The sequence below is a fragment of the Streptomyces sp. R33 genome, from assembly GCF_041200175.1.
GTDB lineage: Bacteria > Actinomycetota > Actinomycetes > Streptomycetales > Streptomycetaceae > Streptomyces > Streptomyces katrae_B.
Genome location: NZ_CP165727.1, coordinates 6,779,364 through 6,800,266, shown reverse-complemented (window position 1 = coordinate 6,800,266; position 20,903 = coordinate 6,779,364). Strand labels below are relative to the sequence as shown.

The window sequence follows — 20,903 nt, the reverse complement described above, 5'->3', positions numbered from 1 at the left end:
GCAACGGTGGCGGACGACGGATTCGACTTCAGGCCCGGGGCACAGATCCCCTTGCAGGGGGCCGGCGGCCAGACCGCGGCGACCAACGCCCTCGCCTCGGCCGCATACCGGGACGGCGGCAAGGACAGCAAGCTGTCCGACATACTCAAAGCCGACAACGAGTACCACAAGTCGACGATCAAACCCCCCAAGATCTCGCTCTTCGAACCCAACCTGGGCGAGGCCTTCTGCCGCGCCGTCGAGGCCCGCACCCTCGCCTCCGGCCGCAAACCGCTCATCCAGTCCTTCGGCCTCGATCCGCAGACCGTCGTCGAGCACTGCCTGGCCGCCTCCCGCATCCGCAAGGAGCGCGACCGCAAGCTGCGCATGATCATGCTCGTCGCCGGGGTGCTGTTCCTGCCCGGCCTGCTGCTGTGGCTGGGCCTGTTCCAGCTCCGCAAGACACTGTCCAAGGGTGACGGCAAACGCTCGTCCTGGCTGGGCACCCTGCTGCTCGTCGGCGTCGCCGTCGTGGCGGCCGTGCTCATGTTCCGGCTGCCGTTCACCGGCTTCCTCGGCCTCTACCTGCGCGGCATGATCATCGTCCCCGCCGCGGGCTGGCTCCTCGCCCGCCGGATCTGCGAGGCCACCGCCACCGACCTGCGCTCCCGCTGGGACGGCCTGCTCGCCGGCGACGGCATCGGCGCCAAGATCCCGGAGGCGGTCCCGGGCAACCCCGACGAGAAGGCCCGCGAGGACCTGCGGCACTCGCTCGCCAAGCTCACGGCCGAGGACCGCAGCAACTCCGTCTTCTACGCCGGCCCCAAGGGCATCCTCGGCATGGGCACCCGCTGGGGCAGCTGGCAGATGGCCGAGGAGCTCGCCCCCAAGACCGAAGGCATGGAGATCCACCCGTTCCGCAGCTGGGACGTCATACGCGCGGTCGACACCGAGCTGCGCAAGCTGGAGCGCGGTCCCCTGCACACCGGCGGCCTGCCGCCCGCCTCGATCCAGCACTGGATCGTCACCCCGGTCGGCGAGGGAGCAGCGGAGGTCGCCCGCCCCACCGGCGCCGACGTGGACACCTTCCTCATCAAGCCGCACGAGATCACCCGGATCTGCAACGAGCAGCAGTTCAGCGGCGGCAACCGGCACTACCTCGGCATCCAGTACCCGCTCTGGGACGGCCAGTTGGTGATCACCATGCTGGTGACGGTCACCGTGCTGTACAAGACCCTGCGGGTCGAGGTGACCGGTCACGCGCTCGGTCCGGTGCACGGCCTGTTCACCACGAAGTCCGCGGCCCCCAAGGTCGAGGTACCGAAGTCCGTCCGGTTCTGGGAGACCGTGGAGCGCACGCTGCCGCTGGTGGACGCCCAGGAAGTGGTCCGCCTCGCCGTCCGCGCCCCGCTGACCTGGTTCCCGCCGATCCTCGACTTCTTCGGCGGCAAGCTGGTCCTGCCGGAGCCGTTCGGCCTGCGCCACGTCTGGGCGGGCCAGCCCTGGCGCCACCGCTTCATGGCCGACGACGCACTGCGCGCCGCCACCCCCGTCCTGCGGGCGGTGCACGCGGCCGCGATGCGGGTCCTCGAGGAGAACGGCGCCGACATCGACCGCTTCAACAACCGTTCGATGATCGTCAGCGGGCTCGTCCAGGACGCCGCCCCGCGCAAGGCCGACGTGTACGACGCCTAGCCGGGAGCTCCCGGGACCGGCCTGCGGCCCCGGGAGCTCCTGGTCGTCCGGCCCTAGTCGGTGGGCCAGGCGTCGGCGAGCATCTGGCGGGTGTCCGCCAAGAGTTGGGGCAGCACCTTGGTGTGGCCGACCACCGGCATGAAGTTCGTGTCCCCGCCCCAGCGGGGCACGATGTGCTGGTGCAGGTGCGCCGCGATGCCGGCCCCCGCGGCCGCGCCCTGGTTCATGCCGATGTTGAACCCGTGCGCCCCGGACGCCTTGCGCAGCGCGATCATGGCCCGCTTGGTGAGATCGGCCAGCTCGGCCGTCTCGGCCGCGTCGAGCTCCGTGTAATCGGCGACGTGCCGGTACGGGACGACCATCAGGTGTCCGCCGTTGTACGGGTACAGGTTCAGCACGGCGTAGACGTGCCTGCCCCGGGCCACGACCAGGCCGTCCTGGTCGGACATCTCCGGAATCCCGCAGAAGGGACAGCCGTCCCCGGCCTCCGGACCGGTCGGCTTGTTCTCCCCCTGGATGTACGCCATCCGGTGGGGCGTCCACAGACGCTGGAACGCGTCCTGCGTGCCCACACCGATCTGCTGCTCCGGCTCACTCGTCATGGGATGCAGCATATGACCTTGCCCCTGGAGGGCGTGTCGCCGGGGCGAAGACCGCCGCCACGACCGCGATGCTGGGGCCATGCGCGAACAAGCCGAGACCCGGGACGCAGTGTGGGAGCGCCGTACCGAGCTGCCCCTGTTCTACGCCTCGCTGGTCTTCCTCGCCGGGTACGCGGTCCGCGTGCTGGCCAGCGACGCCCACAGCCTCTGGCGGGACGTCGCGAGCGTCCTGGTCCTGGTGACCTGGCTCTGCTTCATCGTGGACTTCCTGGTGCGGCTGGTCCTCAGCCGCCAGCGGCCGCGGCGTTTCATCCGCCTGCACTGGCTGGACGCCCTGGTCGTCCTGCTGCCGACGCTGCGGCCGCTGCGCATGGTCAAGGTCCACGACGCCATCCAGGCCAAGCACGACCGCCCGCGCCGCGGGCTCTACCCGCGCGTGATCACGTACGCCGGCCTCTCGTCGGTGCTGCTCGGCTTCTCCGGCGCGCTGGGCATCTACCACGTCGAGCGGCAGGACCCCTCGTCCCCGATCCACACGTTCTGGGACGCGGTGTGGTGCGTGTGCCAGACGCTGACCACGGTCGGCTACGGCGACGTGACCCCGGTGACGGCGAGGGGGCGGCTGATCGCGGTCGGGCTGATGACCTTCGGCCTGGGCCTGCTGGGCGCCGTGACGGGTTCCTTCTCGGCCTGGCTGATCCAGGTCTTCCGCCGGGAGGGCGAAGAGGGGCCCCCGGAGAACGGCAGTTCTCCGGGGGCCCCTCAGTGAGCCGCTGCGCCGGTCAGACCTGGACGCGGTCCTCCACGACCTTGGCCAGCTTGGCCAGGGCCTCGTCCTTGGCGATGCCGTTCTCCTGCGAACCGTCGCGGTAGCGGAAGGAGACGGTGCCCGCGGCCATGTCCTCGTCCCCGACGATGATCATGAACGGGACCTTGAGCTTCTGGTGGTTGCGGATCTTCTTCTGCATGCGGTCGGACGAGGCGTCCACCTCGACCCGCAGGCCCTTCTTCTTCGCCTCGGCGGCGAACTCCTGCAGGTACTCCACGTGCCCGTCGCCGATCGGGATGCCGACGGCCTGGACCGGGGCCAGCCACGGCGGCATGGCGCCCGCGTAGTGCTCCAGCAGCACGGCGAAGAACCGCTCGATGGAGCCGAACAGCGCGCGGTGGATCATGACCGGCCGCTGGCGCGAGCCGTCCGGCGCGGTGTACTCGAGGTTGAACCGCTCCGGGAGGTTGAAGTCCAGCTGGACGGTCGACATCTGCCAGGTACGGCCGATGGCGTCGCGCGCCTGCACGGAGATCTTCGGGCCGTAGAAGGCCGCGCCGCCCGGGTCGGGGGTCAGCGGGAGGCCCTGCTTCTCGGCGACCTGCTGGAGGACCGCGGTGGCCTCCTCCCAGACCTCGTCCGAGCCGACGAACTTCTCCGGGTCCTTGGTCGACAGCTCCAGGTAGAAGTCGGTCAGACCGTAGTCGCGCAGCAGGTTCAGCACGAAGGTGAGGGTCCGGTCGAGCTCCTCGGCCATCTGCTCACGGGTGCAGTAGATGTGCGCGTCGTCCTGGGTGAAGCCGCGGGCCCGGGTCAGTCCGTGGACCACACCCGACTTCTCGTACCGGTACACGGTGCCGAACTCGAACAGGCGCAGCGGCAGTTCGCGGTAGGAGCGGCCGCGCGCGTCGAAGATCAGGTTGTGCATCGGGCAGTTCATGGGCTTGAGGTAGTAGTCGGTACCACCATCGAGCTGCATGGGGGGGTACATGCCCTCCGCGTACCAGTCCAGGTGGCCGCTCTTCTCGAAGAGGGCGCCCTTGGTGGCGTGCGGGCTGTAGACGAACTCGTAGCCCTCCTCCTCGTGCCGGCGGCGCGAGTAGTCCTCCATGGTCCGGCGGATGATGCCGCCGCGGGGGTGGAAGACGGCGAGGCCGGAGCCGATCTCGTCCGGGATGGAGAAGAGGTCCAGCTCGTTGCCGAGCTTGCGGTGGTCGCGCTTCTCGGCCTCGGCGAGGAAGTCGAGGTGGGCCTTCAGCTCGTCCTTCGACGGCCACGCGGTGCCGTAGATGCGCTGGAGCATCGGGTTCTTCTCGCTGCCGCGCCAGTAGGCGGCCGCGTTGCGCATCAGCTTGAACGCCGGGATGTTGCGGGTGGTGGGCAGGTGGGGACCGCGGCAGAGGTCCTTCCAGCACAGCTCGCCGGTCTTGGCGTCCAGGTTGTCGTAGATGGTCAGCTCGCCGCCGCCCACCTCGACGTTCGCACCGTCGTCGGTCGAAGCCGAACCCTTGATGCCGATGAGCTCGAGCTTGTACGGCTCGTCGGCGAGCTCCTCGCGGGCCGCCTCGTCGGTGACGACGCGGCGGGAGAAGCGCTGGCCGCGCTTCTGGATCTCCTGCATCTTCTTCTCGATGGCCTTCAGGTCCTCCGGGGTGAAGGGCCGGGCCACGTCGAAGTCGTAGTAGAAGCCGTTCTGGACCGGCGGGCCGATGCCCAGCTTGGCCTCGGGGAAGAGCTCCTGCACGGCCTGCGCCATGACGTGCGCGGTGGAGTGGCGCAGGATGTCGAGGCCGTCCGGGGAGGAGATCTCGACGGGCTCGACGATCTCGCCGTCCTGGACGACGTACGCAAGATCCTTGAGCTCGCCCGCCACACGCGCGGCGACGATGGTGCGCTCGCCTGCGAACAGCTCGGCCGCCGTAGTGCCCGTGGCCACCACGCGCTCGTCCCGCTCGGAATCGCGTTGGATGATCACACGGACGTCTGACACCGGTCTCTCCTGACTCAGGGGATGCGCGAGCGAACGCCGCGCGCCTGAATCGTACCGAGCCGACGGGCTCCGCCGCGAAACGGTTATGCCTGGCCGGATTCGTTACGGTGGACCCGCCGCCCCCTCGCCGTCCTGCCCCGGAGGAATCGTGACCGTGCCGAGCCCGCTCGACGTCCGGGCGCTGGACCTGGCGCAGGACGCCACGGCGACGGCGGTGCACCGGATCGGCCGGGCCGCGTACGCGGTGGAGGCGGAGCTGATCGGCTTCGACGGCATCCCGGCGCTGCGCGAGAGCCTCACGCAGATGCGGGAGCAGCCGCTGCACTGGCTCGGCGCGGTCGCGCAGGACGGCTCGATCGCCGGCTTCCTGGCGTGGCAGGAGCAGCCGGACGGCAGCGCCGGCATCGACCGCCTCTGCGTGTCCCCGGCCTGGTTCCGCCGCGGCGCCGCCTCGCTCCTGCTCCGCCACGTCCTGTCCGAGCTCCTGCCCGACCGTACGGTCACGGTCACGACGGGCGCGGCGAACACGCCCGCGCTGACCCTGTACACCCGCCTGGGCTTCACCCGCGGCCCGGACTTCTCCCCCGCCCCGGGCCTCACGATGGCCGCGTTCACCGCCGACGGATCCGGCCCGGCCGGCAGATCCGGCCGGGCCGGCGTTCGAGGCGCGGGGTCCGGGGCGGAGCCCCGGGCCCTTTGAGCCCCGCGCAGCGGCGAGCCGCCCGTCAGTCGTCCGTCGGAAGGACGTCCCCCGGATCGAGTGCCTCGTCCAGCGACTTCATCAGCCGGTCCCGCTCGACCTCGTCCATCGGCACCGGCGTCACGTCCGTGGCATCGGTCAGCCGCCGGAACCCGCCCCGGCGCTGCAACCGCCCGCTCACCCGGATCGGCACGCCCACCAGATGCGCATGCCCCGCCACCCGGTACGCCTCCTCGTCCAGGACGGCCCGTACGTACGGGATCTCCGCGCCCGCGAGGACCCGCAGCCGGATCGTCCCCCCGCCGCCCGGCGCCGAGCGCCGCATCCGGACCACCGCCCCCGCCACCCGCACGGGAACCGCCGGTTCGTCCCGGGTGTAGCGCGCCGCCGCCTCCCGGAGCACCGGCAGGTCCCCCGGCGAGAACTCCACCGGCTCCGGCCGGGCCGCGCACCCCGCCGGGACCCCGGCCGCCGGGGCCCAGGCCAGGGCGATGCGGGCGCCCTCCGAACCCCGCACCAGCGCGATGAGCGCATCGGCCAGCTCCCGGCTGACCCCGGCCTCGACCGCCGCGTCGAACGCCTCCATGCCGCCGGTGGCACGCCGGTAGTCCACGGCCTCCCGCGCCGCGTGCAGGGCGTGGTGCAGCCGGGTCATGGTGCCCCGCCCGCCGTCCACCGGGACGTACGCGGTGAGCCTGCGCCCGCCGGGGGCCGGCCCCACCAGGACCCCGTGCAGAGCGCGTTCGGCCTGTCGGCGGTGGCGGGCGCCGTAGTACCCGGCCCTGGCCCGGTCCGCGAGGGCCCCGGCGAGCAGGAGCTGCCGAGCGGCCGAGCGGAGCTGCTCCTGCACGGTCCACGCCGCCGCGCCCTGGGGTCCGTACGGCCCCTCGGGGCCTTCCGGGATGCGCCGGTCCCAGCGGATCTCGTCGCTGGGCACGCTCAGTCCGTACAGCACCTCCCGCGCGGACGGCAGCGCGCTGCGCGCGAGCGCGGTCAGGGCCTCCTCCAGCAGGTCGGAGCAGTCGGGGAAGGCACGGCTCTCCGGGACGAGGAGGCTGCTCCCCCCGCCGGCCGGCCCGTGAGCGGCGGGCGGCGTCCAGCGCCCGTACCTCCCCGCGGCCCCGCCCCGGCGCTGCCAGCCGTGCCGGTGCAGCAGGGCCCCCAGCACGGCGGGGTCGACGTGGGCGGGGTCGGGTGTCCCCGAGTCGGAGAAGTCCCCGTACTCGGACGGGGACGTCAGCGGTTCGAGGTTCGGTGAGTGCCAGTGCATCAAGGAGTCCCTCCCGACCCGACCCGGGTCATGATCTCGCACAGCGCCCGGTCGTCGAAGATCCGCGTGGTGGGGATCCGTACGGTGGTCCGGCGCCGGCCGGTCACGGGGTGCCCGGCGAGGTTGGTCCAGTAGCAGCAGTGCCGCAGGTCGAGCCGGTCGTGGCCGGCTGCCAGCCACTGGTCGCGTTCTCGGGGGACGAGCATCACGACGAGGATCTTGTGGACGGCGACCGGCGTGCGGGCCAGCTTCACCAGGTGCTCGTTGTCGAGGGTGAACGCGAAGGTGGGACCGGCCGGTCTGGGTGGTACCTGGTAGGTCGCCTTGAGCTGCACCTTGATGGTGACCTCGTCGTCGACGGCGTGTTCGGGCGCGCCGTGGTTGACCTGCCAGTCGATGCCGTTGTCCGGAAAGGGCTGGGAGAGCGAGCAGCCGGCCGCGGCGGCGACGGCGTGCAGGTATCCCACCTGGAGGGTCTCCATGCAGGCGGTGGTGGCGAGCGTGCCGCGCAGCGGTCCGGTCCGCGGATCGGTCCGCCCCTGCAGCATCCCGCCCGGTTCGGGCTGCGCGAGCGCCATGGCCGGCTCCCCATGCCTTCCGGGCTCTGCCGAGTGAGGTGGACGGGGTGATGACCGGTCAGGTGTGCGGTCCCCCAGGGAAGTTGTCTCCGTACCAGAGGGCCCGCAAACGGCGTACGGCGCAAACAGGCCGGGTATCACCGATGCGGGCGGGGGTGGCACGTTCCGCGGCGGCGGCGCCCGGGTGCCCCCAACTGCCGATCGGGAACGAGGAGTTCGTCATGACGCGCTGGTACGAGGGCCCGCTGGCCGCATTCGACACGGAGACGACCGGGGTGGACGTGGAGCAGGACCGGATCGTGTCCGCCGCTCTCGTCGTGCAGGAGTGTGCGGGCGGCCGGGTCCGCTCCACCCGCTGGCTGGTCAATCCCGGGATTCCGGTGCCCCCGGGCGCCACGGAAGTGCACGGTCTGACCGATGACCACCTCCAGCGCAACGGGCGGTGGCCCGCGCCGGTCGTGGAGGAGATAGCCCGTGCGCTCGGGGAGCAGCAGGTGGCGGGCCGGCCGGTGGTGGTGATGAACGCGCCCTTCGATCTGACGCTGCTGGACCGGGAGTTGCGCCGGCACCGGGCGTCGACGCTGGCGCGCTATCTGGACAACCGGCCGCTGACGGTGCTGGATCCGAGGGTGCTGGACAAGCACCTGGACCGGTACCGCAAGGGCCGCCGGACACTGACGGACCTGTGCGCGCACTACGGGATAGAGCTGGAGGGGGCGCATGACGCGGCGGTGGACGCGCTGGCCTCGCTGGAGGTCGTACGGGCGGTGGGGCGCCGGTTCGCGGCGCGGCTGGAGCGGCTGACGCCGGCGGAGCTGCACACGCTGCAGGCGGTGTGGCACGCGGCGCAGGCGCGGGGGCTGCAGGCGTGGTTCGCGCGCCAGGGGACGCCGGAGTCGGTGGACCCGCACTGGCCGCTGCGGCCGGAGCTGCCGGCTGCGGCGTAGGCGGCGCCCGACGGCCAACGGCCCCCGAACGTGCGGAAGGCCGGTCCGTCGTGTGACGGACCGGCCTGACCCGGTGGGCGATACTGGGATCGAACCAGTGACCCCTTCGGTGTGAACGAAGTGCTCTCCCGCTGAGCTAATCGCCCGGGAACGAGTTGAACCATACAAGAGGCACGGGGTCTGGTTCAAACCGCTTCCGGTGGGGCGGCCAGCCGGGCGGCGAGAGCGCGCCGCCCGGCCCGCATCATCAGGGCGTGGTTGAGCCGGAACGCGGGCCGCGCGGGGATCGCGAGGCGCCGCAGCAGGGGGCTCTGCACCTCGACCTCCTGCTCGTACAGGGCCCGCGTGCCGCGCCCGCCGGCGCCTCGCCGGGCGCGTACGGTCCACCGCGCCCAGCCCTCGATGTCGCCGTGCAGGGCGGCCTCCAGGAGGCCCCGGCCCGGGTCGCGGAGGAGTTCGGTGGCGGTCGTGCGGATCTCGTACGGGAGGACGGAGCGGATGTGCAGGGTGCCGCTGTGCCCGTCGATCTGCTCGACGGAGCGGACCTGGGGCCACCAGCGCGGGTAGTCCCCGGTCTGCTCGAGTACGGCGTAGACCCGGGCGGGCGGGGCGTCGAGGTCCCACACGCTGCGGAAGCGGTAGCGGTTCCAGCGGTCCCGGTGGCGGCGGTCGGTGTTCCCTGCGCGGCTGCGGTCCATGGCTCCAGTCTGGACCGGCGGGCCCTCGTGCGGGCCCCCTCTCGCAGATGCACTCCTTCCGTGGGTACTCAGGGCGGATCTGAGTACCCACGCCCATGTCCTGACGCCGTGACGGGCACCACACTGCGGAACATGGCGACTCCACCACCCGGCTCCCCCCTCCCGCCCGACCGGGAGCTCGTGCTCATCGACCGCGAACTGGCCCAACTCGAGGCCCGGCGCGGTTATCTGCTGGCCCGCCGGGACTGGCTGCTGCGGCTTCCGGCGCCGGGCGGGTGGACGGCGCCGGGCGTTCCCGCCCGGCCCCGGCCGGCGGAGGCCTCGGCCCCGAGTGCGCAGAACGTGCTGCTGACCTTGGGCGCGGTGCTGCTGGCGGTGGCTGCGCTGGCGTTCACGCTGGTCAGTTGGGGGTCCATGGGGATCGCCGGGCGCAGTGCGGTGCTGGCCGTGGTGACGGCGGCCGCGCTGGGCGCGCCGGCGCTGCTGCTGCGCCGGGGGCTGCGGTCGACGGCCGAGTCGGTGGCGGCGGTGGGGCTGCTGCTGACGGTGCTGGACGCGTACGCGGTGTACGCGGTCGCGGTCCCGGGGGTGGACGGCGCCGCGTACACGGCGGGGGCGGCGGCGGTGCTGGCGGCGCTGTGGGCGGGGTACGCCCGGGTGCTGCCGGGGCTGCTGATCCCGCTGCCGGCGGCGGTGCTGACGGCGCAGCTCCCGCTGCCGCTGGCGGCGGTGGCCTCGGCGGCGGGCCCGGTGGGGGTCGGCTGGGCCCTGCTGGTGACGGCGGCGCTGGACGCGGCGCTCGTGCTGACGGCGCAGGGGGTGCGTGCGCGGGCGTCGGTGTTCGGTCCGGCGGCGGTGAGCGCGGCCGTCCTCGCGGCGGGGGCCCTGCTGACCGGACTGTCGGAGTCGGCGCAGGCCGGCTCGGCGGCCGCGGCGGCCGGTCCGGCGCTGCTGCTGGCGGCGGGCGCGGTGCTGGGCGTCGGGGTGGCCTGGCGGGAGCCTTCGGCGATGGCGGCGGCGGTCGCAGGGGCTCTGGCGGCGGTGGCGGCGCTCGGCGGCCTGGCCCGTCCCGGGCTGTCGCGCGAGTGGACGGTGGTGGTGGTCCTGCTGCTCGCCCTGCCGCTGCTGGCGGCGGTACGGGCGACCGCGCTCCCGGTGGCGGTCCGGCGCGGCCTGGCCCGGGCCGGGGCGGGGGTGGCGGCACTGGCCGCGGTGTCGGCGCTGCTGCCCGCGGTGGGCTCGCTGGTGTTCCGGATCGGGGTGCTGGGCGAGGTGTGGGCGGCGACGGCCCCCTCCCGGGACGCGTACGGGCCGGGTCCGGCGGCCGCGGTGACCCTGCTGGTCGCGGCGGGGGCCGCCGGGTGGCTGGCGCGGGTCCTGCCCCGCCCGGAGCCGGGCGTGATCGCGGTGGTCCTGGCCTGGGCGGGGCTGTTCACGGCGCCGATGGCCTGCGGGCTGCCGGTGGCGGCGGTGCTCGCGGCCCAGCTGGCGGTGACGGCGGCGGCCGGGGCGTACGCGCTGCGGGCGGCACGCGGCCCGGGGTACGCGGCTGCGGTGTGCGCCGCGGTGGGGGCCCTGAACCTGTCGGTGGCCGCGCTGGACGGCCGTACGGCCACGTTCGCGGTGTTCGGGCTGCTCGGTGCGGGCTGCGCGGCGGGGGCGGCGTACGGGCCCGCCGCGCTGCCCACACGGGCCGGCGGGGCGGTGCTGGCCGTCGGGTACGCCGGGGGCACGGTGGCGGCGCTGGGGGCGCTGTGGGGGCTCGCGGTGGCCTGGTGGGCGCTGCCCCTGCTGGCGGTCCCGGCGGCGGTGGCGGCGCTCGGCCCGCGCCTGGGCCGGGTGCGGATCCCGGCGGAGATCGCGGCGGGCGTGGTGGGCGCGGTGGCGCTGCTCCTGCCCGTCCGGGAGCCGGCGCTGTCGGCGCTGGTGTGCGCGCTGGCGGGGGTGGTCTGCGCGGGCGCGGCGGTACGGGCGGAGCGGCGCGGGCTCGGCTGGGCGGCCGGGGCCCTGTTCGTGGCGGCGGCCTGGATCCGGCTCTGGGCGTCCGGGGTGGCGGCGCCGGAGGCGTACACGCTGCCGGTGACGGTGCTCGCCCTCGCGGTGGGCTTCCTGCGCCGCCGCCGGGACGCGCAGGCTTCGTCCTGGACGGCGTACGGGCCGGGCCTGGGGGCGACGCTGCTGCCGAGCCTGGTCGCGGCCTGGGGGGACCCGTACTGGCTGCGGCCGCTGCTGCTGGGCCTGGCGGCGCTCGCGGTGACGCTGCTCGGCGCGCACCGGCGGCTCCAGGCCCCGCTGCTGCTCGGCGGCGGCACCCTTGCGGCGGTGGCCCTGCACGAGCTGGCCCCGTACCTGGTCCAGGTGGTCGACGCGCTGCCGCGCTGGCTGCCGCCGGCGCTGGCGGGGCTGCTGCTCCTGGTGGTGGGGGCGACGTACGAGAAGCGGCTGCGGGACGCGCGCCGGCTGCGGGCGGCGCTGGGCCGGCTGAGGTGACGGCGCGGACGCCCTTGGGAAGCGCAAACGCCAAGGGCCCGGAGACGGTGAGGTCTCCGGGCCCTTGGTCCGGGTGGGCGATACTGGGTTCGAACCAGTGACCCCTTCGGTGTGAACGAAGTGCTCTCCCACTGAGCTAATCGCCCGGACGCACCGCAAACATTACCCCATGTCAGCGGTGGTTCCCGACCATCACTGGTCCTTGAGGTTCCAGGGCAGCGTGAGCCCGTACTTCCACAGGTAGAAGCCGACCAGCGCGCCCGCGATCACGAGCCCGACGCTGGTCAGGATGATGTTGCGGCGGCGGACCTTCGGGTCCAGCGCCTTCTGCGCGGCCTCGGTGACCTTGCGCTTGGTCCAGCGCAGCACCAGGTGGGCCCAGGCGAACTCGGTGGCCCAGATCGCCAGGCCCGCGAAGATCGCGACCCAGCCGGGGCCCGGCAGGACGAGCATGGCGACGCCTGCGCCGATGACGGCGAGGCCGACGACGAAGACGCCGACCTGCCAGCTCAGGTGCAGGGTGCGGCGCGACTTGATGAAGGCGGGAGCCTTCGATACGTGCGGCGCTTCTTCCGTGGTCTGCTGGGTGCTGGCGTCGTCGGCTGAGGACGCTTCGGTCCCGCGGTCACTCCCCGTATTCATGGGCCCGAATCTACCGGAGCCGGAAGCACACGTGAATGGTGGTTTGGATCCGCCGTCCGAGGGACCCAGAGGTCCGCAAAACGGTCAGAGGGGTTTACAACGGCACCGTAGGTGGCATGTCGATTTCGCCGACGTGCGAATCCCCGAGCGCACACTGAGCGAAAGGCCCTGGCGCTTATGAACACCACGGTCAGCTGCGAGCTGCACCTGCGCCTCGTTGTGTCGAGCGAGTCCTCACTGCCTGTCCCGGCGGGCCTGCGGTATGACACGGCCGATCCCTACGCCGTGCACGCCACCTTCCACACCGGCGCCGAGGAGACGGTCGAGTGGGTATTCGCCCGAGACCTCCTCGCTGAGGGCCTCCACCGGCCCACCGGAACCGGAGACGTCCGCGTCTGGCCGTCCCGCAGCCACGGTCAGGGCGTCGTCTGCATCGCCCTGAGCTCACCGGAGGGAGAAGCACTGCTCGAAGCACCCGCCCGCGCACTCGAGTCGTTCCTCAAGCGGACGGACGCCGCGGTTCCACCCGGGACCGAACACCGGCACTTCGACCTCGACAAAGAGCTCTCCCACATCCTGGCCGAAAGCTGAACCAGGCCGGCAGGGAGCACCTCCCGGCATGCGCCGGGGGCCACTCCGCACCGTCCGACTCGGGGCGACGGTGCGGGCTGGACAAAAACCACATACGGCAGTGCCGGCGCTGTTCTTGCGGGAGCCACCCGCGAGGACGGCGCCGGTGTGCGTGACGCAGTCGCAACGGACGCACCTCCCGGTGCCGCCCGGGGGCGACTAGAGTCGGCCACCAGCGGCGGCACTGGTCCGTCGCCGCAGGCCCGGCCCCCAGGGAGCGACCACCGTGCAGATTCCCCACGACACCCGTCGCGCGCTCGACGTCGTCGTCGCGCTGGTGAACACCGCGGCCGAGGCGGACCAGCCCGACGGGCTGGCGGACGTCGGCTCGCTGCGCGAGTTCGTACGCGAGTACGAGATCAGCGACGTCGGCGAGCTCGGCGCCCGCGACCTCGCCGGGGTGCGCACCGTCCGCGGCAAATTCGCGCAAGTGTTCGGGGCGGCCAACCCCCGGGCCGCGGCCGGACTGATCAACGAGCTGGTGGCGACCGCGGGCACCACCCCGCAGCTGACCGACCACGACGGCTACGACTGGCACGTCCACTACTTCGCGCCGGGTGCCTCGCTCGGCGACCACCTCGCGGCCGACGGCGGCATGGCGCTGGCGTTCATCGTGGTCTCCGGGGAGCAGGAGCGGCTGCGCCGCTGCGAGGCCCCCGACTGCCGGCGGGCCTTCGTGGACCTCTCCCGGAACCGCTCGCGGCGCTACTGCGACAGCCGGACCTGCGGGAACCGGCTGCACGTGGCGGCGTACCGGGCCCGGCGCAAGGAGGCCGACGCGGGAGCGTCAGAGCAGGAAGAGGTCATGCACGGCGGCCAGTAGCAAGAGGGTGCCGATCACCCCCAGGAAGATCATCAGGGGCGGCTGGGAGAGCGCGAAGAGGCAGCCTCGCGGCTCCTCGGCAACGGGGGCGGGGCCCGTCATGGCCGTCGGCGCGGGTACCGTCGGCTCGCCCTGCGATGTGTCGAGCATGTCGGGGCGATGATGGCCCAAGGTGTCCCGATCGGGCCCTCAACACGCCAGCGTTGACGCGGGAGTTCACCCCTTCTCGTCAGGCTCGCGGTGTTTTCGTGCGCGGACCTCAGATGCCGTGCTTCTTCAGAATCGCTTCGATGTCGGAGAAGTCATCCGCAGGAGTGGCGGGCGCCGCGCCCCGGCGGGGCTCCGGCTGCGGGCGGGCGCCCTGGCCGAGCGAGGGGGCGGACGCGGCCGGGGCCACGGCCTCCTGCGCGGGGCGCCCCTGGGCCGCCTTGGACGCCTTGGCCGGCTTCTCCCCGGCGCCGAGGCTGCGGCGCTCGACGGCCCGCGTGGTCATGAACAGCACCCAGGACAGCCCGAGCAGTCCGAAGCCCGCCCAGACGGTCGGATCGAAGACCATCCCGGACACCCACTCCACGAAACCCGTCATCACCAGGGCGACCGGCACCAGCGCGTACGCCGCGATGCGCGTGGCGGCGAGGAAGCGCTTGCGGTACGCGGTCACCGCGGCAAGGCCCAGGCCGGCCGCGGACACCGCGGAACATATGGTCTCGGCAAGCATGCGGTCCTCCAGGGGTGGGCGAACTGTCCCTTCCATCCTGCACCGGGCACCGCCGCAGCGGCCATGTCCCGAGCGGATCCCGGACCGATCTCCGGGAGATCTCGGGGTCGCGCCTCCTCCTCAGGGCGGCGGCGGAAGGTCCGCTTCGGTGGCGGCGCCCGCCGGCTGGGAGACTGTCCGCATGACCGATTCCGTGATCCTCGACGTCTGGTGCGAACTCCAGTGCCCGGACTGCCACCGCGCCCTGGGCGACGTACACGCCCTGCGGGCCCGCTACGGCGACCGGCTGGACATCCGGCTGCGCCACTTCCCGCTGGAGAAGCACAAGCACGCCTTCGCCGCGGCGCAGGCCGCCGAGGAGGCCGCAGAGCAGGGCCGGGCCTGGCCGTACGTGGAGGCCGTACTGGCCCGCACCGCGGAGCTCGGCGAGCGCGGCGAGGCCGTACTGCTGGACGTCGCGCGTGAACTCGGCCTCGACGCCGAGGAGTTCGACACCGCCCTGATCGACGGCCGGCACATCCTGATCGTCGACGCCGACCAGGCCGAGGGCAAGGCGATCGGGGTGACCGGCACCCCGACGTACGTGATCGGTGGCGAGCGCCTCGACGGCGGCAAGAGCCAGGAGGGACTGCGCGCCCGCATCGAGGAGATCGCGGACCGCCTGCTGGCCGCCGGCAACGGCTAGCCGGCACCCCTCAGAGCAGATCCTTGGCGTAGTTGACGTCGGTCGTCCGGTAGCCGAGGGACTCGTAGAGCCGCAGGGCCGGGGTGTTGCCGGCGAAGACCTGGAGTCCGAGGGTGCGGTGGCCCGTGGCGAGGGCCTCGCGCTCGGCGAGGAGCATCAGGTCGCGGCCGTACCCACGGCCCCGGTGCTCTTCGGCGACCGCGACGTCGAAGACGTACGCGCCCTGCCCGGCCGGCGCCACCCACACGTGGCCGACCGGGGCGCCCGCCGCCTCGAGGACGCAGAGGGTGGTGCCCTCCGTGGCCAGTCCGTGCGGCAGCTGGCGTGCGTGGTCGGCCTCCGACTTCGCCCGCGCGGCTTCCTCCGGCATGCCCCGGCTGGTCCAGTCCGCGGTGTAGCCGTCGATCGCGTCGCCGAGCCAGACCTCGTACTCGGCCTCCGTCATGGGGCGGCCGAGGACCCCCTCCCGGAGCCGGGGCGGCTCCGCGGGCAGCTCCTTGGCCATGATGCGGCTGTACTCGGCGTACCCGAGCGCCTGCGCCATCCGCAGGCCTCCCGCCGAGTCGGCGGGTACGGAGACCCGGACGCGGCGGCAGCCCCAGCCGCGCAGCACCTCCTCGGCGGCGAGCGCCCCGACCGTGGCACGGCCGCGCCGCCGGTCGGGCTCGTCGACGGCGAGGTCGCGGATCTCCCCGACCGTCGGCCCGAAGGGCGTGTCGCAGGCGACCATCAGCGTACCGACGCGCCTGCTGTTGACCCGGATCTCGTACGGGCGCGACCGCGCGCCCCCGGTGCTCTGCTGAAGCGGCCCGCTCGGCCGCAGGGTGGTGGTCATCAGTCGAGTTCTACCCCGCCCTGCGGGCCGTGCGACAGCCTTTAACGGGGCAGTCCGGCCGCCCGCCCCCGACGCGGCGGGGGCGGCACGGGGCTCACGGGTCCAGGTCCTCGCCGGAGCGCGCGTCGAAGATCCGCATCGCCTCGGCCGTGACGGGTCCCGGCACGGCCGCGGCCGTCGTGCGGTCGTCGACCCGGTGGACTGCCTGGACATCGCGCAGCGTGGAGGTCAGGAAGATCTCCTCGGCCTGCTCGAGCGCCTCGAAGGGCAGGTCCGTCTCCTTGGCCCCGGCCCACTCCACGACCAGGGCGCGGGTGATGCCGGCCAGGCAGCCGGAGGCGACGGGCGGCGTGTGCAGCTCCCCGTCGAGCACGACGAACACGTTGGAGCCGGTGCCCTCGCAGAGCCGCCCGACGGTGTTCGCGAACAGGGCCTCGGAGGCCCCGGACCGGTGGGCGGCGGCCAGCGCGACGACGTTCTCCGCGTACGAGGTGGTCTTCAGACCGGTCACGGCGGAGCGCTCGTTGCGGACCCAGGGCACGGTGATCACGGCGGTGGTGTCGGGCCGGCGGGCGGTCTCGCCGACGGCCACGACCAGGGTGGGGCCGGACTCCCCGCGGTCGGAGCCGAGCGGGGAGACACCGCCGGTGTACGTGATGCGCAGCCGGCCGAGCGGCATCGGGTTGGCCTCCATGACGGCCGCGCAGGCCCGGCGCACCTCGTCCAGGTCGGGGTCGGGAAGTCCGAGACCCCGGGCCGAGCGGGTCAGCCGGTCCAGATGCCGGGTGAGCGCGAAGGCCGTGCCCCGCTCCGCCTTCAGCGTCTCGAACACCCCGTCGCCCACGGTCAGCCCGTGGTCGAACACGGACACCTGTGCGCTGTCGGCGTCCCGCAGCGCGCCGTCGAGCCAGATCCTCACCGTACGATCCCTCCGCTCACCCAGGGGTACCAGTCACCTCATGGGCCCCTGACGCTACCCGCAGGAGCCGGGCGGCCTTCAGTTCGGTCTCGGCCCATTCGCGTTCGGGGTCGGAGCCCCAGGTGATGCCGGCGCCGGTGCCGAAGAGCAGGCGCGGGCCGCCCGGGCCCTGGCGGTCGATCCAGAAGGTGCGGATGCCGACGGCGAGCTCGGCCGTGCCGCGGTCGGCGTCGACCCAGCCGATGCCCCCGCAGTAGGGGCCGCGGGGGGCGGTCTCGAGGGACTCGATGATCCGCAGCGCGGAGGACTTGGGTGCACCGGTGACGGAGCCGGGCGGGAAGGTGGCCGCGAGCAGCTCGGGCCAGCCGGCGCCGTCGGCGAGTTCGCCGCTGACGGTGGAGACGAGGTGGACCAGGCCCGGGTGCTCCTCGACGGCGCACAGTTCGGGGACGGCGACGGAGCCGGTGGCGCAGACCCGCCCGAGGTCGTTGCGCACGAGGTCCACGATCATCACGTTCTCGGCGTGGTCCTTGGGCTGGAGGTCCGCGGCGGTGCGGCCGGTGCCCTTGATGGGACCGGACTCGACGTGGCGGCCGGCCCGGCGCAGGTAGAGCTCGGGGGACGCGGTGGCGATCTCGACGCCGTGGGCCGGGAGGCGAATCGTTCCTGCATACGGGGCCGGGTTGCCGCGCGCGAGCAGCGCCGTGAGGGCGTCGACGTCGGCGCGGTCCGGGTTGGGCAGCGGCGCGGACATCACGCGGCAGAGGTTGGCCTGGTAGACCTCCCCCGCGGCGATGTACTCGCGGATGCGGCGTACGCCGGCCGTGTAGGCCGCGCGGTCCAGGGAGGAGGACCACCGGTCGGCGGCGGGGCCGCGCCAGGCTCCCGCGACGGGCGCCGGGACCGGGTCGGGGCGTACGTCGCCGAAGCGGGCGCAGACCAGACGCCCCTCGAAGTCCGCGGACACCGCCCAGAAGCCGGTCGAGTCGAGGGCGGAGGGGTCGCTGGTGACGTCTCGGAGGTCGGTCGCGAGGAGGCCGCCGAAGCGGGCCAGGGGGAGCAGGTCGTGCACGGCTGCGAGTCTATGACCGGTGACGCCGCGGCGCCGGTGAGGTGACTGCCGGGTGACCGGTGGTGATCGAGCGGCAGCACGCTGCGGAAACGCGTTTTTGAGCTGGCCCGGGAATCCGCTAGAGTTCAACACGTCGCCAGGGAGCGAAGGGGGAAAACCCCGGAGCGAACACGGTGACCTGCGGACGTAGCTCAGTTGGTAGAGCACCACCTTGCCAAGGTGGATGTCGCGAGTTCGAGTCTCGTCGTCCGCTCGAAGTGGGGGATCTTCCCGAGAACCCCTGCAGCTCCAGGTGGAGTGGCCGAGAGGCGAGGCAACGGCCTGCAAAGCCGTCTACACGGGTTCAAATCCCGTCTCCACCTCCAAGGACGATTAGCTCAGCGGGAGAGCGCTTCCCTGACACGGAAGAGGTCACTGGTTCAATCCCAGTATCGTCCACTGGTCCGCAAGGACCCCGCGCGATTAGCTCAGCGGGAGAGCGCTTCCCTGACACGGAAGAGGTCACTGGTTCAATCCCAGTATCGCGCACGCAGTATCTGCACCACCTTGCTCCACCTGCGGTTTCGCACCGTGGCCCCGCGCGATTAGCTCAGCGGGAGAGCGCTTCCCTGACACGGAAGAGGTCACTGGTTCAATCCCAGTATCGCGCACCACCTCCAGAAGCCCCGGCCGTCTCGACGGCCGGGGCTTCTGCGTTGCGCCAGGGCTTCTGCGCTGTGGAGGCGGCTCAGGAGGAGAAGAGCATCCGCCCGAAGCCGCCCTTGTGGTGGCCGTGGTGACCGTGGCCGTGCCCGCCGTGCTGCGGGGCACCCCAGGCGGGGGCGGGGGCGTGCGCGGCCGGGTAGGGGGCCGGCGGCGCGGCGGGCGGCGGGACCTGGCCGTACTGGCCGCCGGTGTACTGGGACTCCAGGCGGGTCAGCGCCTCCAGCTCGCCGTAGTCGAGGAAGATGCCGCGGCAGTTGCTGCACTGCTCGATCTGGACACCGTTGCGGTTGTAGGTGTGCATCATCGCGTGACACTTCGGACACTGCATGACCGGATCAACTCCTCGCCGTCTGCTTCGACACCGGATGCATGCCCGGTGGCGTGAAGCTCACCCTACGACGGAGCCTGCGGCTCCAAGTCGGGCGGGAGGGTGGCGATTCGGGCACAGGAGTCCACCATCAGCCGTTCCACGTCGTCGAGTCGGCGGTGGTTTTCTGCCGATTTGGCCAGGGCCAGAGCAGCGGTCTGTACGGTCAGCGCCCGGGCGGCGAGGTCCAGTTCCGGCCAGGGGTCGGAGCCGGCCGGCCCGGCCGCGGGGCCGCCCGCCGCGCGGTAGGAGTCGAGGAAGCGGACCCAGGTGGCGGTGTCGAGCAGCCCGGCGGCGTACCAGGCCGCGGGCCGGGCCAGGTCCCAGGCCGGGGTCCCGATCCCGAGGTCGTCGACGTCGATGAGCCGCCAGCCCCCGTCGGGTCCGGGGCCGCGGACCAACTGCCCGAGGTGCAGGTCCCCGTGGCACAGCGCCCCGCCCCGGGGCGCCGGCGCCTCCCCCCGCACCCAGGCGGGCAGGGTCCGCGCGGCGGCCCGTACGAGGTCGCCGGCGGGGCGGCCCTCGGCGGGGCTGGGCACGAGGGCGGGACCGGGCCGGGATCCGGCCGAACCGGCCACACCGGCTGCACCGGTGGCGCCGGGGACGCCCACGGGCCCGGCCGCCCGTGCGGGACCGGCGGCAGCGGCACCGGCGCCCCGGCCGGGAGCCGTCGCCCGCGCCAGGCGGCGCAGGGCCCGGGCCAGTTTGGCCGGGCCGCGCATCGGCGGCACCGGACCCGGCAGCCGGTGCACGGGCACCTGGTGCAGGGCCGCCAGCAGCCGGCCGGCCGCCTCCCACGGGGCGTCCTCGGGGCGCTCCGGGTCGACCGGGGCCCCGTACGGCCACAGGGACACGGGCCGGCCCCCGAGGTAGCCGACCTCGGGGCGCAGCGGGGCGAGCAGCACCCCGGCCAGCGCCTCGTCCGCGGCGATCCGCATCCGAACGGCGAGCCCTTCGCGGTCGCTGTCCCCGGCGTGCGCCTTGGCCACGATCTCGCCGCAGCGCACGACGGTCCCGTCCTCCCGCTCGGCGAGGAGTTCGTACGGGGCGTCCTGCTGCCCCGCGCCGGCGTACGCCGCGAGGGCGGCGGGCAGTGGCTCCTGGTTCATCGCGGCTCCACGGCTCCCGTCGCTGGCGTCTCGGGAGCAGGTTACGGAACTGCGGGACGGCATGAAAAAGGGTGCTGCCCGTCCGACTCCCCAGTCGGACGGGCAGCACCCTTCTCCTGCCGTCCGTCGCGCCCCCGTCCCCACGGGGTGCGACAGGCCGATGTCCCGGTCCGGGCCGCTCTCCCGGACCAGGGGCGCCGCTCAGCGCCCCAGCATCACGCCCACGGACGACGCCTGTACCGCCACCTGGTCGAATCCCCCGAAGAGGAAGACCAGGAGGGCGGCCAGGGGGAGCACCATGGCCGCGGCCACCAGTGGGTGGCGCGTGCCGGACTCATGGCCGTTGAACGCGAATGCCTTGCGTCCCTGCCGTGCGATGTCCGCCATGGTCCTCTCCCTGTCGGTTGCAGCGGCGGGTTCGTGACCTCGGGGGACGAGTGCGCCACCCGCCGCTTGTCTTCAACACTAGGCGGGCGCAAGGCCCCTGGCCTCCTGCCCGCGTACCCCTTCGCAGGCCTCCAGGAGGATGACGGGGCCACCCCTCGTGTACTCCCCTGGGTGGAGACCGCTCCCCCGTATTGGGGGTCTTCCCGGAGGGGATGACCGGAGGGTAGTGAGTTCGCTCACTTCCGTCACTCCCCGCGCATGCGTGTCCGCCTGCGGGGTACGGACAAGATCCC

At 73.2% G+C, this 20,903-nt stretch carries 22 protein-coding genes and 7 tRNA genes; 13 read left to right on the top strand and 16 right to left on the bottom strand.

All coding sequences use genetic code 11. The features are described from left to right. The first annotated feature begins 6 nt into the window (after nt 1-6). Entirely contained in the window at nt 7-1,674 is a 1,668-nt protein-coding gene (locus AB5J51_RS31300; protein WP_369779159.1) for a hypothetical protein, read from the top strand. A 53-nt stretch (nt 1,675-1,727) separates the two neighbouring features. Here the strand turns inward: AB5J51_RS31300 and AB5J51_RS31295 are convergent, their stop codons facing one another. Continuing rightward, nucleotides 1,728-2,288 (bottom strand): HIT domain-containing protein, encoded by a 561-nt coding sequence (locus tag AB5J51_RS31295; protein WP_053786039.1) that lies wholly within the window; start codon nt 2,286-2,288, stop codon nt 1,728-1,730. A 67-nt stretch (nt 2,289-2,355) separates the two neighbouring features. Between AB5J51_RS31295 and AB5J51_RS31290 the strand changes: the two genes are divergently transcribed. Further along, nucleotides 2,356-3,045 (top strand): potassium channel family protein, encoded by a 690-nt coding sequence (locus AB5J51_RS31290; protein WP_136224307.1) that lies wholly within the window; start codon nt 2,356-2,358, stop codon nt 3,043-3,045. Nucleotides 3,046-3,058: 13 nt separating this feature from the next. Here the strand turns inward: AB5J51_RS31290 and thrS are convergent, their stop codons facing one another. Continuing rightward, nucleotides 3,059-5,035: a threonine--tRNA ligase gene (thrS, locus tag AB5J51_RS31285; protein WP_133898548.1), complete on the bottom strand. Its 1,977-nt coding sequence runs from the start codon at nt 5,033-5,035 to the stop codon at nt 3,059-3,061. A gap of 148 nt (nt 5,036-5,183) precedes the next feature. Here thrS and AB5J51_RS31280 point away from each other — a divergent pair, with 148 nt between their 5' ends. Continuing rightward, the gene (locus AB5J51_RS31280; protein WP_369779158.1) at nt 5,184-5,735 is read left to right on the top strand and encodes a GNAT family N-acetyltransferase; all 552 of its coding nucleotides are present in this window, start codon (nt 5,184-5,186) and stop codon (nt 5,733-5,735) included. A 25-nt stretch (nt 5,736-5,760) separates the two neighbouring features. Here AB5J51_RS31280 and AB5J51_RS31275 read toward each other — a convergent pair whose 3' ends face one another. Both AB5J51_RS31275 and AB5J51_RS31270 read right to left on the bottom strand, forming a co-directional pair. Continuing rightward, nucleotides 5,761-7,005, bottom strand: a complete 1,245-nt coding sequence (locus AB5J51_RS31275) for a hypothetical protein (protein ID WP_369779157.1) — start codon at nt 7,003-7,005, stop codon at nt 5,761-5,763. Next, on the bottom strand, nt 7,005-7,583 hold the full coding sequence (locus tag AB5J51_RS31270) for a DUF4365 domain-containing protein (protein WP_053786036.1): 579 nt from the start codon (nt 7,581-7,583) through the stop codon (nt 7,005-7,007). Before AB5J51_RS31270 ends, AB5J51_RS31275 begins: the two co-directional genes overlap by 1 nt. Nucleotides 7,584-7,804: 221 nt before the next feature. Between AB5J51_RS31270 and AB5J51_RS31265 the strand changes: the two genes are divergently transcribed. Then, nucleotides 7,805-8,530: a 3'-5' exonuclease gene (locus tag AB5J51_RS31265; RefSeq protein ID WP_053786035.1), complete on the top strand. Its 726-nt coding sequence runs from the start codon at nt 7,805-7,807 to the stop codon at nt 8,528-8,530. A gap of 74 nt (nt 8,531-8,604) precedes the next feature. Here the strand turns inward: AB5J51_RS31265 and AB5J51_RS31260 are convergent. Continuing rightward, nucleotides 8,605-8,676 (bottom strand) — tRNA-Val (locus tag AB5J51_RS31260). 39 nt (nt 8,677-8,715) lie between these two features. After that, a complete protein-coding gene (locus AB5J51_RS31255; protein WP_136224305.1) occupies nt 8,716-9,228 on the bottom strand; it encodes an SRPBCC family protein in 513 nt (170 codons plus the stop codon). Between the two features lie 132 nt (nt 9,229-9,360). Here AB5J51_RS31255 and AB5J51_RS31250 point away from each other — a divergent pair, with 132 nt between their 5' ends. Beyond that, nucleotides 9,361-11,718, top strand: coding sequence for an SCO7613 C-terminal domain-containing membrane protein (locus tag AB5J51_RS31250; RefSeq protein ID WP_369779156.1), 2,358 nt, complete (start codon nt 9,361-9,363; stop codon nt 11,716-11,718). A gap of 74 nt (nt 11,719-11,792) precedes the next feature. On the opposite strand, the gene AB5J51_RS31245 is transcribed toward AB5J51_RS31250, so the two are convergent. Both AB5J51_RS31245 and AB5J51_RS31240 read right to left on the bottom strand, forming a co-directional pair. Next, nucleotides 11,793-11,864, bottom strand: a tRNA-Val gene (locus tag AB5J51_RS31245). Between the two features lie 46 nt (nt 11,865-11,910). Then, a complete protein-coding gene (locus AB5J51_RS31240) occupies nt 11,911-12,360 on the bottom strand; it encodes a TIGR02611 family protein (RefSeq protein WP_053786033.1) in 450 nt (149 codons plus the stop codon). Between the two features lie 177 nt (nt 12,361-12,537). Between AB5J51_RS31240 and AB5J51_RS31235 the strand changes: the two genes are divergently transcribed. Both AB5J51_RS31235 and AB5J51_RS31230 read left to right on the top strand, forming a co-directional pair. Beyond that, complete coding sequence (locus AB5J51_RS31235) at nt 12,538-12,951, top strand: SsgA family sporulation/cell division regulator (RefSeq protein ID WP_030011909.1); 414 nt, start codon at nt 12,538-12,540, stop codon at nt 12,949-12,951. A gap of 265 nt (nt 12,952-13,216) precedes the next feature. Further along, nucleotides 13,217-13,813 (top strand): CGNR zinc finger domain-containing protein, encoded by a 597-nt coding sequence (locus AB5J51_RS31230; protein ID WP_053786032.1) that lies wholly within the window; start codon nt 13,217-13,219, stop codon nt 13,811-13,813. Here the strand turns inward: AB5J51_RS31230 and AB5J51_RS31225 are convergent. Continuing rightward, on the bottom strand, nt 13,778-13,963 hold the full coding sequence (locus AB5J51_RS31225) for a hypothetical protein (RefSeq protein ID WP_133898544.1): 186 nt from the start codon (nt 13,961-13,963) through the stop codon (nt 13,778-13,780). The two genes, AB5J51_RS31230 and AB5J51_RS31225, sit on opposite strands and share 36 nt — an antisense overlap. Nucleotides 13,964-14,072: 109 nt before the next feature. Further along, nucleotides 14,073-14,531 carry a hypothetical protein gene (locus AB5J51_RS31220; RefSeq protein WP_053786030.1) on the bottom strand — a complete coding sequence of 153 codons (459 nt, stop codon included), beginning with the start codon at nt 14,529-14,531 and terminating at the stop codon, nt 14,073-14,075. 181 nt (nt 14,532-14,712) lie between these two features. Between AB5J51_RS31220 and AB5J51_RS31215 the strand changes: the two genes are divergently transcribed. Beyond that, the gene (locus AB5J51_RS31215) at nt 14,713-15,216 is read left to right on the top strand and encodes a DsbA family protein (protein WP_136224303.1); all 504 of its coding nucleotides are present in this window, start codon (nt 14,713-14,715) and stop codon (nt 15,214-15,216) included. 10 nt (nt 15,217-15,226) lie between these two features. On the opposite strand, the gene AB5J51_RS31210 is transcribed toward AB5J51_RS31215, so the two are convergent. The 3 genes from AB5J51_RS31210 to AB5J51_RS31200 form a co-directional block, all read right to left on the bottom strand. Then, nucleotides 15,227-16,051 carry a GNAT family N-acetyltransferase gene (locus tag AB5J51_RS31210; RefSeq protein ID WP_369779155.1) on the bottom strand — a complete coding sequence of 275 codons (825 nt, stop codon included), beginning with the start codon at nt 16,049-16,051 and terminating at the stop codon, nt 15,227-15,229. A gap of 94 nt (nt 16,052-16,145) precedes the next feature. Next, the gene (locus AB5J51_RS31205; protein ID WP_053786028.1) at nt 16,146-16,970 is read right to left on the bottom strand and encodes an aminotransferase class IV; all 825 of its coding nucleotides are present in this window, start codon (nt 16,968-16,970) and stop codon (nt 16,146-16,148) included. A 16-nt stretch (nt 16,971-16,986) separates the two neighbouring features. Further along, nucleotides 16,987-18,042, bottom strand: a complete 1,056-nt coding sequence (locus tag AB5J51_RS31200; RefSeq protein ID WP_369779154.1) for a chorismate-binding protein — start codon at nt 18,040-18,042, stop codon at nt 16,987-16,989. Nucleotides 18,043-18,222: 180 nt separating this feature from the next. Here AB5J51_RS31200 and AB5J51_RS31195 point away from each other — a divergent pair. From AB5J51_RS31195 to AB5J51_RS31175, 5 genes are all read left to right on the top strand, one after another. Beyond that, nucleotides 18,223-18,295, top strand: a tRNA-Gly gene (locus tag AB5J51_RS31195). Nucleotides 18,296-18,333: 38 nt separating this feature from the next. Continuing rightward, nucleotides 18,334-18,407, top strand: a tRNA-Cys gene (locus AB5J51_RS31190). Between the two features lies 1 nt (nt 18,408). After that, nucleotides 18,409-18,480 (top strand) — tRNA-Val (locus AB5J51_RS31185). A gap of 18 nt (nt 18,481-18,498) precedes the next feature. Continuing rightward, nucleotides 18,499-18,570, top strand: a tRNA-Val gene (locus tag AB5J51_RS31180). 50 nt (nt 18,571-18,620) lie between these two features. Further along, nucleotides 18,621-18,695, top strand: a tRNA-Val gene (locus AB5J51_RS31175). A gap of 74 nt (nt 18,696-18,769) precedes the next feature. Here the strand turns inward: AB5J51_RS31175 and AB5J51_RS31170 are convergent. The 3 genes from AB5J51_RS31170 to AB5J51_RS31160 all read right to left on the bottom strand — a co-directional run bounded on the left by AB5J51_RS31170 (nt 18,770) and on the right by AB5J51_RS31160 (nt 20,610). Continuing rightward, nucleotides 18,770-19,075: a zf-TFIIB domain-containing protein gene (locus AB5J51_RS31170; protein ID WP_053786026.1), complete on the bottom strand. Its 306-nt coding sequence runs from the start codon at nt 19,073-19,075 to the stop codon at nt 18,770-18,772. A 65-nt stretch (nt 19,076-19,140) separates the two neighbouring features. Further along, entirely contained in the window at nt 19,141-20,223 is a 1,083-nt protein-coding gene (locus AB5J51_RS31165; protein ID WP_369779153.1) for a phosphotransferase family protein, read from the bottom strand. A 201-nt stretch (nt 20,224-20,424) separates the two neighbouring features. Continuing rightward, nucleotides 20,425-20,610: a hypothetical protein gene (locus tag AB5J51_RS31160; protein WP_053786024.1), complete on the bottom strand. Its 186-nt coding sequence runs from the start codon at nt 20,608-20,610 to the stop codon at nt 20,425-20,427. Between the last annotated feature and the right edge of the window lie 293 nt (nt 20,611-20,903).